The sequence below is a fragment of the Leifsonia sp. CL147 genome, assembly GCF_900114565.1.
Classification (GTDB): Bacteria; Actinomycetota; Actinomycetes; order Actinomycetales; family Microbacteriaceae; genus Leifsonia.
Genome location: NZ_FOTM01000010.1, coordinates 1 through 15,117 on the forward strand (window position 1 = coordinate 1; position 15,117 = coordinate 15,117).

The following is a 15,117-nucleotide window of genomic DNA, read 5'->3' on the forward strand; positions in this document are numbered from 1 at the left end:
GACAGGCCGACCCGCGGCTCGCGCCGCGACATGCGCGGCGACCGTGTGATGAGAGCAACCCGCGAGCTGCCCCGCCGCCCGATACGACCCCGTCGCATCGAACGCTTCCAGAATCTCCATGACTTCTCCGTCAGACTTCAACACAGCCCCTTCCCGGGCGACGACGACTTCAGCACCCGTCATCGAACCGGGAAGGAGGACCCACCGCCGCGACGACGCGCGGGGCGGAACCATCAGACGTGGGCAGAACTCATGGCCACCAGCGGGCAGTTCTCCTGGCCACCCACGGGCAGTTCTCGTGACCGCCTACGGGCAGTTTTCCATGGCCGCCGACACCCTGCCGCCTGATCGTCTCGGAGGCAACACAATCGTCAAGCGTTATGAGATTCTGAAGCCTCTGCCGAACAGTGTGCGGATGGGCGAGATCGCACCAGGATTTGGGCAACCAGGAGGCGGTGTTCAGTATCACTTCCCTGGTGGCATCAAGGAACTAGTCAAGCAAGGTTATTTGAAGGAAATTCAATGAATCACGAAAAATATGTAAAACGTATGGCCGAGATCGGTTACTCCCGAGAAGATGCGGAGGACCTGATCTGGTTCCCGAAAGACTCCTCCGAGACGAGTTTGGCCTTGCGGACCTTCAATTTTGTACCGATAGGTGATGGTCTGTATGAGATATGGATATCGGGTGACCGGGATGAATTCTTTCGGGTCAGGTCCAGCGGCCGCGACTTCGTGGGCTCGCTAAGTGAGGCTTATGAGTACGTCTATGAGGACAGGCGCGACGCTTAGAAAGCGCCAGGACGTTTGCGGCGAGTGTCCGAGTGATTCGTGGCTTGTGTGAACCACGAGCAATCATTCAGCGCGTCGCAGAGGTTGGTTGACGGAGGTTGGGTCGGCGGTGCACGGTCGCGTTGATGCTCAGTGATGACTGAACCGCGCCGGGTTAGTGGGGGGCGAGTTCTCCTGGCAGCGGATGCGCGGCGGGACATCCCGGTTAGCCGGATGACGGTCCGTTCCATGGTCGTCAGAAGATGACGATGGCTTGACTCTGGAGGGTTCGGGTCAGCTCGGGAAGGTCGTCCGGGCTCGAGCAGCCGCCGAGGATGACGAGGGTGACGTCCGCTTTCGCGATTGTGCGAGCCCAGACGACACCCTTGCTGGCGGTCACCTGCAGCCCGTCGACAAGCGCCTTGCTCCCGCCGAACCCGTAGGCCATCGGCTGCTCGGTGGCAGCGGCCTTCACCTGCGCCGGCGTGTAATTGCCGGCGATGGCCAAGATCTGGGTGAGCGAGTACAGGGTGGCGTCGCGGTCCGTTCGGGTGTCCGCGGCCGGGTCGATGCGGGTCTGGCTGAAGTCGAGGGTGCAGCCGGTGGAAGAGGAGGTGTATCCCCATTGGCCCTCACCGTTGTCGGGTGAGGTGAGCTTCCAGTCGCGATTGCTCATGACCGAGTCGGCCCACTGCGGGAATCCATCGGCGGTCGACAGGGACGCTCCACCTTCCCAGCTGATCCCTCCGTCAGACGAATCTGCCTCGCCCGAGCCGGGCTCCGCTGTCGCGTCCTCGTGTGGCTCGGCGGTCGCCGAAGCCTGTGGAGTGCTCTGCTCCTGGAGGGCTACGACACGATTCACCTGGTGGCTGATGGCGGCGACGCTGACGATCGCGATGATGACGGCCGTCGTGAGCCCGCAGATCGAACTCCAGATGGTGGCAGCGATGGCGAGGCCCTTGCCCTTCTGGCCCGTCCGCTTGATTTGAACCAGCGCGATGATTCCCAGGATCAGCCCAGCGGGCCAGGTGATCAGCGCGAAGATCAGCGCATTGGATGCGAGCGTGTTCCACTCGCGTGGCCCGATCGGGCCGGTGGGCGCGACGGGTTCCGTGGTGCCGGGTGCGTCGGCGTCGTCGGCGAGAGGCGGTGTGCTGCTCATGATGGAGTCCACTTTCGAGAAGGTGCAGGGTGATCGCGTACCCGCTGCCGCGGGGCGAATGCGTCACTGATCGACATGGGTGTGCCGCAGCGGTGTCGGCACGCCATTATCCCTGATTCCGATGTGGAAGTGGAGAGAATCTGCGATTGGTGGTTCTATAAGAAGGTTTTTGTTTGGGACTTTAAATGCTAGTCAGGTTTCGGCGTCAGCGGAGGGGAAACCTGCACCGGCCGGTGGCACGAGAGTGAAGCGGCCGTCGTCGGCGGGTGCGGCGCCGGCGGCGCGTGCGAAGGCGTCGAACGCCTGGGCGGCCGCCGCGCGGGAGGGCGTCGGCATAGCGCCGAGCACCTCCGCGATGGCCTGGCGGCGGTGGTCGATCACCCGCTCCACGAGGCTCCGTCCGGATCCGGTCAGGTGGAGGCGGACGTAGCGCCGGTCGGCGGCGTCCCCCTGGCGTTCGACGAGTCCCGCACGGACGAGCTTCTCGCTCAGCCGGGTCGCATTGGATGCGTGGATGCCGAGCTCGGCGGCGACATCGCCCGGCGTGCGCGGGCCGTGGGTGGCGATCAGCACGAGCACCCGCAGTTGCGGCGACGTCACGATGTCCTCGACCTCCATGACGGAGCGTGCCGCGACGCGCATCAGCACATCGGCGGCTCCGAGGGCGGCCTCGATCTGTTCGTCAGTGCTCACGTGTCTTTTCTACCCCGAATCCGTTGCGGTAGTGCAATAGCTGCGCATCCATGGCCCTGCGCGTCGATCAGTGGGATAATTGCGCCATCGCAAACAAGGAGGCGATGGCCATGGTTCAGGAGAACGGACGGGACGGGCTCGAGGGTCGCTATACCCAGGTGGATCCGGAGACTCCGGAGCCACGGGGAGTCCACGGGCAGTACACCGAACACGACGGGATCGGGCCGGAACCCGACATCGCCGGCACCTACATCGGTGCGGAGCGGGATGGAAAGGAACCCTTGGTCCGCAGCACCCACCAGCGCAGCGGCAACTACCCGAAAGCGGAGCACGAGCCCGAGCACGACAAGCTCGAGCACCACCACCACGAGCACCACCACCACGAGAAGTGACACGCTGAGTCGCCGAGGGGCGGCGGCACCTCGTCTGGTGCGAGGTTCGTCACGAATGTGGGGCTGGGCGCACCGAAACGCAACATTCGTGACGAATGTCGGCACCCTGCGCAGAGGCAACGCGGGGGCGAGAGGCTCAGTCGGCGCGGTCGCTGAAGGCGTCCACGCGGTAGCGTTCGGCATCCGCCGAGCGGAAGGCGAGCCCGTGGCCCGGCGCCGACCGGTCGGGCACGAGCGACCCGTCCCGCACCGGCGGAACCCCGTCGAAGAAGATCCGTTCGATGCGCACGTGGTCGTGGAAGTACTCCACGTTGATCGCGACATCCTCCGCTGCGGCGACCGAGGCGTGGAGCGCCGGCGCGGTGTGCGCGCTCAGCGGCACGCCGAAGGCCCGTGCGAGCGCCGCCGCAGCACGGAAGCCGCTGATCCCGCACCGTGTCGCGTCCGCCTGGAGCACATCGACGCATCCCGCCGTCAACAGGTCGCGGAAGTCGGCAGGCACGTACCCGTACTCGCCGGCGGCCACGCGGATCGGCGCGGGCATCCGGTCGCGCAGCAGGCGCAGCCCATCGCGGTCGTCACTGGAGACGGGCTCCTCGAACCAGGTGACGCCCTGTTCGACGAACCGCTCGGCCAGCGCGAGAGCCTGCTTCCGTTCGTAGGCCCCGTTCGCATCCACGAACAGCTCGACTCCGGCGCCGATCGCCTCCCGCGCCACCCTGACCCGCCGTAGGTCGTCCGAGGGATGCGTCCCCACCTTCATCTTCACGGCCCGGATGCCGTCCGCGGCCCACGAGCCCAGCTGATCGGTCAGCTCGGCATCCGTGTAGTCGGTGAACCCGCCGCTCCCGTATGCCTCGACGGTGTCGTGCGCCCCGCCGAGGTACTGCGTGAGGGACACGCCGGCGAGGCGAGCGGCGAGGTCGTGCGCCGCCACATCCACTGCGGCGACGGCGCTGGCACCCAGCCCCGGCCACCCGGCGTTGCGCACCGACCGTGCCATCGCCCAGAACGTCCTCGCCGTGTCGCGGGGATCCGCTCCGAGGACGACCCGGGACAGCACGTCCCGGACGATCCCGAGCGCCGCGGGAGACGTGTACGCGTAGCCGAGGCCGGTCTCCCCGCCCGCGCTCAGCCGGACCACGAGGACGCCGGTGCTGCTCCAGGTGATCGTCCCGTCGCTCTCCGGCCGCTCCGTCCCACCGGTCGCCGTGGGCACCCGGTACGCGCCCGCGGCGATCGAGTGGATGCGCGTCCCGCCGTCACTCGTCATCGTCACCGCGATCCCGGTGGAAGGCGTTCTTGACCCGCTCGACGCCTTCGGTGACCAGGGATGCGGCCGAGTCCTTGATGACTTCGAAGCCGTCCGGGTCGCCCTTCAGCAGCGCGAACGCTGTGTTCTTGGCGAACTCGGCGGTGATGTGCGGCGGCAGCGGCGGCACGTTCTTGCTGGTGTGCGCGTCGATCAGGGTGACTCCCCGGTGAGCGAAGGCGGCATCCCAGGCGGCCTCGATGTCGTCGTCGCTCTCGACGGTGATGCCGTTGAAGCCGAGCAGACGCGCCCAGCCGGCATAGTCGACGGACTCGACCTCCTGCGAGGTGGACCAGACCGGATTGGCGTCCTCGGTCCTCATCTCCCACGACACCTGGGTGAGGTCGTCGTTGTGCAGCACGAGGACGATGAAGCTCGGATCGCTCCACCGGCTCAGGTACTTCTTGATCGTGATCAGCTCGTTCATCCCGAGCATCTGGAAGGCGCCGTCGCCGATGGTGCAGACGACGGTGCGGTCCGGGTACGCGAACTTCGCCGCCTCGGCGTACGGCATGGCCGCGAGCATCGTGGCGAGCCGGCCGGAGAGGTCGCCGCGCATCCCGTCGCGGAGCCGGATGTGCTGGCCGTACCAGTCGGCGGTGGTCCCCGCGTCGGCGGTGACGATGGCACCGGCCGGGAGGCGTTTGTTCAGCTCGTAGTACACGCGCCGCGGGTTGACTCCGTCGTCGTAGGCCTGCTCGGCCTGGGCGGCGAGCTCGTCCTCCCAGTCCCGCATCTCCGCCGCCGCCTTCTCCTGCCAGGAGAGGTCCTCCTTCTGCCGGAGGAGGGGGATGAGCTCGGCCAGCGCGGTCTTCACATCGGCCCAGATGCTCAGCTCGGTCGGGTAGCGGACGCCCAGCTGCTCGGGCCGCAGGTCGATCTGGATGCCGCGCGCCTGCCCGGTGGCGGGCAGGAACTGCCCGTACGGGTAGTTCGTACCGAGGAGCACGAGCGTGTCGCAGTCCTTCATCTGCTCGTAGCTCGGGCGCGAGCCGAGCAGCCCCAGCTGCTGGGTGTGGAACGGCACGTCGGAGGGGACCACCTGCTTCCCGCGCAACGTCGTGATGACGCCGGCGCCCGCGAGCCGGGCCGCCTGCAGCACCTCCTCGGTCGCACCGTTCGCCCCGTGGCCGACCAGGAAGGTGACGCGCTCGCCGGCGTTGATGATGTCCGCAGCGGCCTGCACCTGGTCCCGGGGTGCGGCGAGGGCGGTGGACGGCGCGACGGCACTGGAGCGCGAGACCCACATCTTCTTCCCCGGCTCGACCATCTCCTCGCCCTGGATGTCGTGCGGGAAGATGATCACGCACGGTTGCAGCCGCGTGATCGCGATGCGGAACGCCGCATCCACCACCGCCTGGGCCTGCGCGGGCGACACGATCGTCTGGACGTAGGCCGCGACGTCCGAGAACGTGCGCTCGAGGTGGCTCTCCTGCTGATTGGAGGTGCCGAACGCATCCAGGCCCTGCTGGCCGACGATCGCGACGACCGGCTGGTTGTCCATCTTCGCGTCGTACAGCCCGTTGAGGAGGTGGAATCCACCGGGACTCGACGTCGCGATGCAGACGCCCACCTCGCCCGTGAACTTGGCGTGCGCGGTCGCCATCAGGGCCGCGATCTCCTCGTGCGTCGGCCGGATGTACTCCAGGCCGTCGCCCTCCCGCTCGGCCTTCCCCAGCGCGCCGTCGAACTCCCCGATGCCGTCGCCCGGGAAGCCGAACACCCGCCGGACACCCCACTCGCGGATGCGGCCGATCACGAATTCACTCACCGTCGTCATGTGTCTCTCCTCGTCGCTTCGTGTGTTCGTTTCGCGTGTTCACCGGCCATCCAACCCCCGGCTCGCGCCGGGTCAACGCCCCGGGTGTTTCAGCAGCCGGTCGGCGGCGCGCGCAGCCACCGCCATGATCGTGAGGGCCGGGTTCGCGCTGCCCTGGGTCGGCAGGACGCTGCCGTCCGTGATCAGCAGGTTCGGGACCGCGAAGCTCCGGCAGTCGCGGTCGACGACGGCCTGCTTCTCGTCGTCGCCCATCCGCGCGCCGCCCACGAGGTGCGCGTAGCGCTGCACGGTCATGGTCTCCTGCGCGCCCGCGGCCTCCAGGATGCGCTCCATCGTGGACTGCGCCGCCGCCGCGAGCGCGCGGTCGTTGTCGCACTGCGAGTACGTGAAGTGGGCGACCGGCAGTCCGTAGCGGTCCGTCTCGTCCGCCAGGGTCACGCGGTTGTCCGGCTGCGGCAGGAACTCGCACAGCGCGCCGAGGCAGGCCCAGTGGACGTAGTCGGACATGTATCGGCGGAGGTCGGCGCCCCAGTGGCCCTGCGCCATGACGTGCTCGGCCCAGGTGATCGGCAGCGGCGACACGGTCTGGATGGAGTATCCGCGCTTGTAGGGCTTGGTCGGGTCCGTCTCGTAGAACTCCTCGGTGCTGACCTCGGGCGGCGGGCCCTTCCACATCCGGATCTCCTGCGGGAAGCGGCCCGCCGTCTGCGGTGCGCCCTGCACCATGAGGTAGCGCCCGACCTGGTCGAAGTCGTTGCACAGCCCGTCGGGGAAGCGGCGCGACGTCGAGTTGAGCAGCAGCCGCGGGGTCTCGATCGAGTACCCGGCCACCGCGACCATCCGCGCCCGCTGAAACCGGGGGATGCCGTCGCGGAAGTAGTGAACGCCGGTCGCCCGGCCGGTCCTCTCGTCGAACTCGATGGATGCGACCATGCTGTCGGCGCGGATCTCGGCTCCGTGCTCGAGCGCATCCGGGAGGTGCGTGATCAGCGGAGACGCCTTCGCGTTCACCTTGCAGCCCTGCAGGCAGAACCCGCGGTAGATGCAGTGCGGGCGGTGCCCGAACCGGCCGTTCGTGATCGCGACCGGACCGACCTTCGCCACGATGCCGGCCGCCTCCGCGCCGCGCTGGAAGATCTCGCCGTTGCCGGAGACGGGATGCGGACTGTGCGGGTAGCGGTGGGGATCGCCCCAGGGCCAGTCCTCGCCGGCGACCGGGAGCTCGTTCTCGATGTCCGCGTAGAAGGGGGCGAGCGCGTCGTAGCGAAAAGGCCAGTCGGCGCCGACACCGTCGTTCGTCCGGGTGCGGAAGTCGCTCGGATGGAAGCGCGGCACGTAGCCCGCGTAGTGCACCATGGAGCCGCCGACGCCGCGGCCCGAGTTGTTGGAGCCGAGGGGGACCGGGTCGTGGCCGCCGATCTGCCGGGGCTCGGTCCAGTACAGGTGGTGCGATCCGGCCTCGTCGCTGACCCAGTCGCGTTCGGGATCCCAGAACGGCCCGGCGTCGAAGGCGACAGCGCTCCAGCCCGCGCGCGCCAGGCGCTGCAGCAGGACGGAGCCGCCGGCGCCGCAGCCGACGATCGCGATGTCGACCTCGTCGGTGTCGGCGAAGCGCCGCATCCCGTCGATCAGGTCCGGGCGGGTCCGCGATCCATCGGGGGTGAGCAGCCAGGCGGAGGCGTTCCTCTCGCGGACCGCGCTCACGAGCCGGCCTCCGGTCCGGGGCCGGGACCCGGCGCGCCCGGGCGTTCCGGGCCCGCCGCAGCGGGCCGCGTCGACGGCACGGCCTCGGGATGCGCGTCCGCGACCTCGAACGGCTCCCGCTTCCCGACGCCCAGATTCTTGTACCCGCGCGGGTAGGCCGGTCCGTCGAAGCCGATCTCGTCCCACGCGTCCGGGTGGCTGTAGAAGGCGGTGCACGCGTAGCGCGTCCACAGGCTCCACACCTGCGCGCGATGGTAGCCATGCCAGTCGCCGTCGCCGTTCCGGACGGCGTTCATCAGAGCGTGCCTGCTGTCCCGGTCGCAGTCGGCGAAGGACCGGCCGTAGGCCGCCTGCGCGTCCTCGTCCAGCGCCGCGAGCGTCCCGTGCCACGCGTCGCCGTCGGCGGGCATGCTGTCGTAGTGCCAGCCGTCGCCCTCGCTCTCGGCGAGTCGCGCATCCACCATCGCCGTGACGGGGACACGGTCCTCGCCCTGCTGGTCGAGCACCTCGTCGAACAGTGCGGTGACGGTCGCCTGCTCGTGGAGGTCGAAGAAGCGGATGTCGGCGGGACGGCCGATCCGGGCGAAGACCACGGAGGTCGTGGCGTCGTCCCAGGTGTCCGCCTGGTCGAGCACGCGGAAGCCGGGGAAGCGGTCGGGCACGTCGCCGCGCCCCTGGGCGGGCGGTGTCCGCGGAGTCGTCCGGGGCGGGGTCACTTCTCGCGCCTCAGGATCGCGGCGAGCAGACCCATCCCGCCCACCATCGTGACCAGGAGCGGCGCGAGCAGCGGCGGTCCCATCTCGAGGTTGTAGGGGAGGTTGCGCCACCCGCCGGGCTTCTGTCCGATTCCCCTGGCGTGAAGCCACGTGCCCTGGATGCCGTTGGCGACGATCGTGGCTGCGGCGATCGGGAGGAGGGTCTTCGCGGCCCGGCGGCTGAAGACGCCCGCGATGCCGGCCGCCGCCCCGACCGGCCCGAGCACGATGGGCGCCCACATCCAGGGGTCGCCGAAGCTGGCCTTGTCGTGCTCGAAGTAGATCTCGCCCGCGGTGACGAGGGAGCTCACCGCGGTCAGTCCGGAGAGGGAGCGCTCGAACCGGCCGGTCTCGACGTTGCGGACCAGCCGGTCGATCCCGTGGACCGTCTGTGCGGCCTCCCGACGCACCCGTGCTCGTGCCCGTCCTCGTGCTCTGCGCCGGCCCACGCGACCTCCTCGATCATCCATATGGTTGCGTCTTCGCAAGCGTTGCACCATCGCCGGGGCGGGTGAACCCCTCGCAGTGGCTTTCCCAGCGGGCTATCATCCGCCCGGCCGGACCGGTCGCCCGGCCGTCACTCGCGGGACTGCGCCTCGGCCGCCTCCCGGAACCGCCCGCGCGGGTCCAGAACCGTGCCGACGGGCGCCGTGTCCGGCGCCGTGAGGCCGTTGCCGATCCAGCCGAGCACGAGCCGGAACCGTCGCGCCGTGCTCGGCAGGGCGATCGCGTGGTACAGCTTGTCGACCGTCCACGCCGCGAGACCGCGCAGCGGGATGCCGCGGACCACGGCGGCGCCGCGCATCCCGCCGTAGCTCGCGAGCGTCCCGAGGGTCTTGTGGCGGTACTCCGCAGGCGGGCTGCCATCGAGCGCGCGGCGGAGGTTCCCGGCCAGCACCCGCCCCTCCCGGATCGCGTTCTGCGCGTTGGGCGGATAGTAGGCCGGCTGCTTCTGCGCGGTCAGATCCGGCACCTGCGCATCGTCGCCGAGCGCCCACACCCCGTCGAGCGGCGTGCCGTCGTCCCGGACCGCCTGCAGGCTCGCGTTGCACTGCACGTGGCCCTTCGGGCCGAGTGGGACGTCCGCCCGCGCGAGCACCGGGTTCGGCGTGACGCCCGCCACCCAGACCAGCGTGTCGGCGGGATAGGTCTCCCCGGTGCTGAGGACCACGTGGCCGTCCTCGCAGCTCTTCATCTCCGTGTGGAGCAGGACCTGGATGCCGCGGCGGCGCAGCAGCCGGAGGGTCCAGGCGGACAGCTCCGGGGTGAGCTCCGCGGCGATCCGGCCGGCGGCCTCGACGAGCAGCCACGCCATCCGCTCCCCGTCGAGCTCGCGGTAGCGCTCGAACTCCGCGGCGGCGGTCCGCTGCAGCTCGGCGATCGCCTCGACGCCCGTGTACCCGCCCCCGACGAAGACGAAGGTCAGGGCGCGTCTGCGCTCGGCCCGATCGGCGGTCGCCGCCGCGAAGCGGATGCGGTCCAGCACGTGGTCGCGCAGGTAGGACGCCTCCTCGACGCTGGAGAACCCGATCGCGGTCTCTGCGAGGCCCGGGATGGGAAGCGTCCGGGTGACGGCGCCGAGCGCGAACACCACGTGGTCGAACTGCAGCGGGCGCTGTGTCCCGTCCAGGGTCCGGACGACGGCGACCTTCGCCGCCGTGTCGACGGACTCCAGCGAGCCGGCCACCACCTCCGCATGCTTCAGCGGGCGCCGGAGCGGCACCACCGAGTCCCGCGCCAGGGTCTCGCCTCCGGCGACCTCCGGCAACAGCGGTTTGTACGTCAGGTAGGGCTCCGGCTCCACCACGGTCAGCCGGAGGCGATGGGCGGCGGCATCCCGGCGGAGGGCGCGGGCGAGAGTGAAGCCCGAGAACCCGGCGCCGAGGATGAGGATGTTCGGTTCTGGCATCTGCTCAGTCCTTCTCGCTCGCGATGGGGATGCGGTCCTGCGTCGTCGCCACTCCGCCCGAAAGCAGGTGGAAGGCGGCTCGGACCAGGGCGAAGTGGCTGTACGCCTGCGGCATGTTGCCGAGCTGGCGCGAGGCGTGCGGGTCCCACTCCTCGCTCAGGAGCCCGAGATCGTTGCGGAGGCTCAGCAGGCGTCCGAACAGCGTCTCGGCCTCCTCCCGGCGGCCGGCTCCGATCAGGGCGTCGACCATCCAGAAGGAGCAGGCGATGAACACGCCCTCCTCGCCGGGAAGGCCGTCGTCGCTGCGTTGCGGCCGGTAGCGGAGCACCAGCCCGTCGTCGGTGAGGTCCTTCTGGATCGCATCGATGGTCCCGACGATGCGCGGGTCGTCCGGGGGCAGGAAGCCGACCCGGGGGATGAGCAGGAGGGCCGCATCCAGGTCGGTCGAGCCGTAGGACTGCACGAAGGTGTTCCGTTTGGCGTCGTAGCCGTTGGCCAGGATGTCGCGGCGGATCTCGGCGCGCAGCCGCTCCCAGCGCCGGACGGGACCGGCGAGGCCGAACTGCTTCGCCCCCTGGATCATGCGGTCGACCGCGACCCACGACATCACCTTGGAGTGGGTGAAGTGCCGGCGGGGCCCGCGCATCTCCCAGAGACCGTTGTCCGGCTCGCGCCAGATCGTCGCGAGGTGCTCGACCAGCGCACGCTGCACGTTCCATGCGTCGTCGCCGGCGCCGATGGTCGCGCGGGTCAGGGACAGGCCGTCCAGCACCTCGCCCCACACGTCGAGCTGCAGTTGATCGGAGGCCGCGTTCCCGAGCCGGACGGGCCGGGAGTCGTCATAGCCGCCGAGCCACTCGAGGGATTCCTCGGGCAGCCGACGGCGCCCATCCAGGCCGTACATGATGCGCAGATCCGCCGGGTCCCCGGCGACCGCCCGGAGCAGCCAGTCGCGCCAGGCCACCGCCTCCTCGGTGTATCCCGCGGTGAGCAGCGACTGCAGGGCCAGGGTGGCGTCGCGCAGCCAGCAGTAGCGGTAGTCCCAGTTGCGCGGGCCTCCCAGTTGCTCCGGGAGGGAGGTTGTCGGCGCCGCGACGATGCCGCCGGTCGGCGCGTAGGTGAGCGCCTTCAGGGTGATGAGCGAGCGCTGGATGGCGTCCGTGTGCGGGCCGTACGCCTTGCTCTGGGCGCTCCACCGGGTCCAGAACAACTCGGTGGCGGCCAGAGCCTGCTCGGGATCCGCCGGGGTCGGCCGTGGCTCGTGGCTGGGGAACCAGGTGAGGACGAAGGACACCCGGTCCCCCGCCTCGACGGTGAACTCGGCCACCGTTCTCTCGGCGCGGCCGGCCAGGGGGACGTCCGTGGTGACGAGCACCGCGTCCGGACCGGCCACCGCGTGGATGCCGCCCTCCGTGCTCGTCACCCACGGGGTGACGTGCCCGTAGTCGAACCGGAAGATCAACTCCATCTCCATCTCGACGACGCCCGAGACGCCTTCGACGATGCGCACCAGGTCGGCGGCATGGTCGCGGACGGGCATGAAGTCGATGATGCGCACCTGCCCGCCGGCCGTCTCCCACTCCGTCTCGAGGATCAGGGTCTCGTCGCGGTAGCGGCGCCGGGTGCACCGGCCGGACCCGGCGGGCGCCAGCTGCCAGCGGCCCGCCTCCTCGCTGCCGAGGAGGGCGGCGAAGCAGGCGGGCGAGTCGAACCGCGGCAGGCACAACCAGTCGATGGACCCGTACACGGACACCATCGCCGCGGTGTGGAGGTCGCCGACGATGGCGTAGTCCTCGATCCGATTGCTCGTCATAGACCGACGCTGCCGTGCATGATGCCGCCGTCCACGAACACGGTCGTCGCCGTCATGTACTTTCCGGCGTCCGAGACGACGAAGGCGACGACGTCCCCGATCTCCTCCGGTTCGGCCACGTGACGCAGCGGGATGGAGTTCTCCAGCTTCTGCCGGAGGGAGTCGTCCTTCATGGTCTGCTCGTTGATCGGAGTGTTCACGGCGCCCGGCGCCACGCTCACCACCCGGACGCCCTGCGGCCCGAGTTCCACCCCGGCGGTGCGCGTGAGCATCCGCATCCCGCCCTTCGACACGCAGTAGGTCAGGTTGCCGGGCATCGGCCAGTCCTCGTGCACCGACGAGATGTTCACCACCACCCCACCCGAGCCCTGGTCGATGAAGCGCTTCGCCGCGCGTTGGGTGCCGAAGACCGCGCTCTTGACGTTGACGGCCATCACCTTCTCGAACGTCTCCTCGTCCAGTTCCAGGAGGCTGTGCCGCTTCTCGATGCCGGCATTGTTGACGAAGGCGTCCAGCCGGCCGAACCGGTCGACCGCCGTTGCGATCAGCTTGTCGATGCCGGCCACGGTCGTCACGTCCGCCTCCACTCCGACGGCCCGGCCGCCCCCGGCGGCGATGTCCTTCACCAGATCGGCCGCGTCCTCCGGCTGCGCGACATAGTCGATGACGACTGCGGCGCCGGCGGCGGCGAGGGATCGGACGATGGCCGCCCCGATCCCGGTGTTGCCGCCGGTGACGATCGCGACCTTTCCATCCAGTTTCACGAGCACCTCCTCGAATCAGCCGCGGTGAACGCCGCGGGTGCCGCCCATTCAACGCTGCGTTTGCGTAAAGGCAAGGATGCTGCGAGGGCCCGCAGATTCGATCCAGGCGGAGCCGACGGGCTGTACGCCGTGTCGAGGGGAGGCGATCCGTGTAGACGAGGTGGCGATCCACAGTGGCCTCGCACGACGTATTGTCATGGTGGGCGAGTCCCCGTTCGCGAGGCAGGCCCCGTTTCAGCGAAGAAGAGGAGCGCCATGAGCTACGCCGTGACCAACCCCGCCACCGGCGAGACGGTCAAGACCTTCGACACCATCAGCGACGCCGGCCTGGACGCGGCGATCGCCGCAGCGGACGACGCCTTCCGCAACTGGTCGCGATCCACCACCGTGCAGGAGCGGGCAGCCCTCGTCCGGCGCGTCGGGGAGCTCCACGCCGAGCGCCGCCGGCAGCTCGCCGACATCATCGTGCTCGAGATGGGCAAGCCGGTCGAGCAGGCGCTGGCGGAGGCCGACTTCGCCGGAGCCATCTACGAGTACTACGCGGACCACGCGGACGAGTTCCTGCAGGACGAACCCATCCGGCTGCTCGACGGCGACGGCTCCGCGATCATCCGCCGCTCGGCGCTCGGCGTCCTGCTCGGCATCATGCCGTGGAACTTCCCGTACTACCAGGTGGCCCGCTTCGCCGGCCCGAACCTGGTGATCGGCAACACCATCCTGCTGAAGCACGCGGAGCAGTGCCCGGAGTCGGCGGCGGCCATCCAGCAGATCTTCCTCGACGCCGGCTTCCCGGAAGGCGCTTTCGTCAACATCTACGCCAGCCACGAGCAGATCGAGAGGGTCATCGCCGACCCGCGGGTCCAGGGCGTCTCGCTGACCGGCTCGGAGCGCGCGGGCGCGAAGGTCGCCGAGATCGCCGGACGCAACCTCAAGAAGGTCGTGCTCGAGCTGGGCGGCTCCGACCCGTTCATCCTGCTCTCCACCGACGACCTGGATGCGGCCGTGCAGAACGCGGTGGATGCGCGCCTGGACAACAGCGGCCAGTCCTGCAACGCCGCCAAGCGGTTCGTCGTCATCGACGAGCTGTACGAGCCGTTCCTGGAGAAGTTCACGGCGAAGCTGGCGGAAGTCGAGGCGAGCGACCCGACCTCCGAGGACTCGGCGCTCGGCCCGCTGTCGTCGCTCAAGGCGGCCGAGAACCTGGACGAGCAGGTGAAGCGCGCGGTCGAGAACGGTGCGACCCTGGTCCGCGGAGGCGGCCGCAACGGCGCGTTCTTCGAGACGACGGTGCTCACCGACGTGACGCCGGACAACCCGGCCTCGAAGGAGGAGTTCTTCGGCCCCGTCGCGCAGGTGTTCCGCGCAAAGGATGAGGAGGACGCCGTCCGCATCGCCAACGACACCCCGTTCGGCCTGGGGTCGTACCTCTACACGACCGACAAGGAGCAGGCCTCGCGCGTGGCCGACCGGATCGAGGCCGGCATGGTGTTCGTCAACGTGGTGCTCGCCGACGGCGCCGAGCTGCCCTTCGGCGGCGTGAAGCGCTCCGGCTCGGGCCGGGAGCTGGGCCGTTTCGGCGCGGACGAGTTCGTCAACAAGAAGCTCATCCGCGTCGGCAACGACTGGTAGCCCTTCCCCTGCGGTTGCTCCCGGCATTCGTGACGAATGTCGCCTTCGACGCGGTGGGAGTGGGGGTGGACATTCGTGACGAATGTCGCGTTCGGCGTGGTGGGAGTGCACATTCGTGACGAATGTCGCTTTCGGCGTGGTGGGAGTGCACATTCGTGACGAATGTCGCGTTCGGCGTGGTGGGAGTGCACATTCGTGACGAATGTCGCGTTCGGCGTGGTGGGAGTGCACATTCGTGACGAATGTCGCTTTCGGCGTGGTGGGAGTGCACATTCGTGACGAATGTCGCGTTCGGCGTGGTGGGAGTGCGCATTCGTGACGAATGTCGCGTTCGCCGTGGTGGGAGTGCACATTCGTGACGAATGTCGCAGGCGGCGGATGCGTGCTTTCGCGCGGTCCGGCGGAGGTCGTTGCAGAACGGGGGGTGAGTTGA

General features: G+C 69.3%; 14 protein-coding genes. 4 read left to right on the top strand and 10 right to left on the bottom strand.

What is annotated here, in order from left to right:
• Positions 1-322 precede the first annotated feature (322 nt).
• Positions 323-526, top strand: a complete 204-nt coding sequence (locus tag BM287_RS17835) for a TNT domain-containing protein (protein ID WP_170857508.1) — start codon at positions 323-325, stop codon at positions 524-526.
• On the top strand, positions 523-792 hold the full coding sequence (locus BM287_RS10040) for a hypothetical protein (protein WP_139230653.1): 270 nt from the start codon (positions 523-525) through the stop codon (positions 790-792). The genes BM287_RS17835 and BM287_RS10040 overlap by 4 nt, the downstream gene beginning before the upstream one ends.
• Positions 793-1,027: 235 nt before the next feature.
• On the opposite strand, the gene BM287_RS10045 is transcribed toward BM287_RS10040, so the two are convergent.
• Both BM287_RS10045 and BM287_RS10050 read right to left on the bottom strand, forming a co-directional pair.
• Positions 1,028-1,933 (bottom strand): DUF4190 domain-containing protein, encoded by a 906-nt coding sequence (locus BM287_RS10045; protein ID WP_139230654.1) that lies wholly within the window; start codon positions 1,931-1,933, stop codon positions 1,028-1,030.
• Between the two features lie 192 nt (positions 1,934-2,125).
• Entirely contained in the window at positions 2,126-2,626 is a 501-nt protein-coding gene (locus BM287_RS10050; protein WP_244528143.1) for a MarR family winged helix-turn-helix transcriptional regulator, read from the bottom strand.
• A 110-nt stretch (positions 2,627-2,736) separates the two neighbouring features.
• Between BM287_RS10050 and BM287_RS10055 the strand changes: the two genes are divergently transcribed.
• Entirely contained in the window at positions 2,737-3,018 is a 282-nt protein-coding gene (locus BM287_RS10055; protein ID WP_170857507.1) for a hypothetical protein, read from the top strand.
• A gap of 136 nt (positions 3,019-3,154) precedes the next feature.
• Here the strand turns inward: BM287_RS10055 and BM287_RS10060 are convergent, their stop codons facing one another.
• The 8 genes from BM287_RS10060 to BM287_RS10095 all read right to left on the bottom strand — a co-directional run bounded on the left by BM287_RS10060 (position 3,155) and on the right by BM287_RS10095 (position 13,055).
• The gene (locus BM287_RS10060) at positions 3,155-4,291 is read right to left on the bottom strand and encodes an enolase C-terminal domain-like protein (protein WP_090038971.1); all 1,137 of its coding nucleotides are present in this window, start codon (positions 4,289-4,291) and stop codon (positions 3,155-3,157) included.
• Positions 4,281-6,110, bottom strand: a complete 1,830-nt coding sequence (locus BM287_RS10065; RefSeq protein ID WP_090038973.1) for a thiamine pyrophosphate-requiring protein — start codon at positions 6,108-6,110, stop codon at positions 4,281-4,283. The genes BM287_RS10060 and BM287_RS10065 overlap by 11 nt, the downstream gene beginning before the upstream one ends.
• A 72-nt stretch (positions 6,111-6,182) precedes the next feature.
• Entirely contained in the window at positions 6,183-7,814 is a 1,632-nt protein-coding gene (locus BM287_RS10070; RefSeq protein ID WP_211772967.1) for a GMC family oxidoreductase, read from the bottom strand.
• The gene (locus BM287_RS10075) at positions 7,811-8,530 is read right to left on the bottom strand and encodes a gluconate 2-dehydrogenase subunit 3 family protein (RefSeq protein ID WP_244528145.1); all 720 of its coding nucleotides are present in this window, start codon (positions 8,528-8,530) and stop codon (positions 7,811-7,813) included. Before BM287_RS10075 ends, BM287_RS10070 begins: the two co-directional genes overlap by 4 nt.
• The gene (locus tag BM287_RS10080; RefSeq protein WP_090038977.1) at positions 8,527-8,979 is read right to left on the bottom strand and encodes a hypothetical protein; all 453 of its coding nucleotides are present in this window, start codon (positions 8,977-8,979) and stop codon (positions 8,527-8,529) included. Before BM287_RS10080 ends, BM287_RS10075 begins: the two co-directional genes overlap by 4 nt.
• 167 nt (positions 8,980-9,146) lie before the next feature.
• Positions 9,147-10,478: an NAD(P)/FAD-dependent oxidoreductase gene (locus BM287_RS10085; RefSeq protein ID WP_090038980.1), complete on the bottom strand. Its 1,332-nt coding sequence runs from the start codon at positions 10,476-10,478 to the stop codon at positions 9,147-9,149.
• Positions 10,479-10,482: 4 nt separating this feature from the next.
• Positions 10,483-12,291, bottom strand: a complete 1,809-nt coding sequence (locus tag BM287_RS10090; protein ID WP_090038983.1) for a glycoside hydrolase family 15 protein — start codon at positions 12,289-12,291, stop codon at positions 10,483-10,485.
• Positions 12,288-13,055 (bottom strand): SDR family NAD(P)-dependent oxidoreductase, encoded by a 768-nt coding sequence (locus BM287_RS10095; RefSeq protein WP_244528147.1) that lies wholly within the window; start codon positions 13,053-13,055, stop codon positions 12,288-12,290. The genes BM287_RS10090 and BM287_RS10095 overlap by 4 nt, the downstream gene beginning before the upstream one ends.
• A 255-nt stretch (positions 13,056-13,310) precedes the next feature.
• Here BM287_RS10095 and BM287_RS10100 point away from each other — a divergent pair, with 255 nt between their 5' ends.
• A complete protein-coding gene (locus tag BM287_RS10100; protein WP_090038988.1) occupies positions 13,311-14,684 on the top strand; it encodes an NAD-dependent succinate-semialdehyde dehydrogenase in 1,374 nt (457 codons plus the stop codon).
• Positions 14,685-15,117: the final 433 nt, after the last annotated feature.

What these genes read in the sequence shown, in the direction of transcription:
- BM287_RS10040 (WP_139230653.1), top strand. Translation starts at nt 523, where the DNA reads ATGAATCACGAAAAATATGTAAAACGTATGGCCGAGATCGGTTACTCC.
- BM287_RS10060 (WP_090038971.1), bottom strand. Translation starts at nt 4,291, where the DNA reads ATGACGAGTGACGGCGGGACGCGCATCCACTCGATCGCCGCGGGCGCG.
- BM287_RS10065 (WP_090038973.1), bottom strand. Translation starts at nt 6,110, where the DNA reads ATGACGACGGTGAGTGAATTCGTGATCGGCCGCATCCGCGAGTGGGGT.
- BM287_RS10045 (WP_139230654.1), bottom strand. Translation starts at nt 1,933, where the DNA reads ATGAGCAGCACACCGCCTCTCGCCGACGACGCCGACGCACCCGGCACC.
- BM287_RS10055 (WP_170857507.1), top strand. Translation starts at nt 2,737, where the DNA reads ATGGTTCAGGAGAACGGACGGGACGGGCTCGAGGGTCGCTATACCCAG.
- BM287_RS10100 (WP_090038988.1), top strand. Translation starts at nt 13,311, where the DNA reads ATGAGCTACGCCGTGACCAACCCCGCCACCGGCGAGACGGTCAAGACC.
- BM287_RS10090 (WP_090038983.1), bottom strand. Translation starts at nt 12,291, where the DNA reads ATGACGAGCAATCGGATCGAGGACTACGCCATCGTCGGCGACCTCCAC.
- BM287_RS10085 (WP_090038980.1), bottom strand. Translation starts at nt 10,478, where the DNA reads ATGCCAGAACCGAACATCCTCATCCTCGGCGCCGGGTTCTCGGGCTTC.
- BM287_RS17835 (WP_170857508.1), top strand. Translation starts at nt 323, where the DNA reads ATGGCCGCCGACACCCTGCCGCCTGATCGTCTCGGAGGCAACACAATC.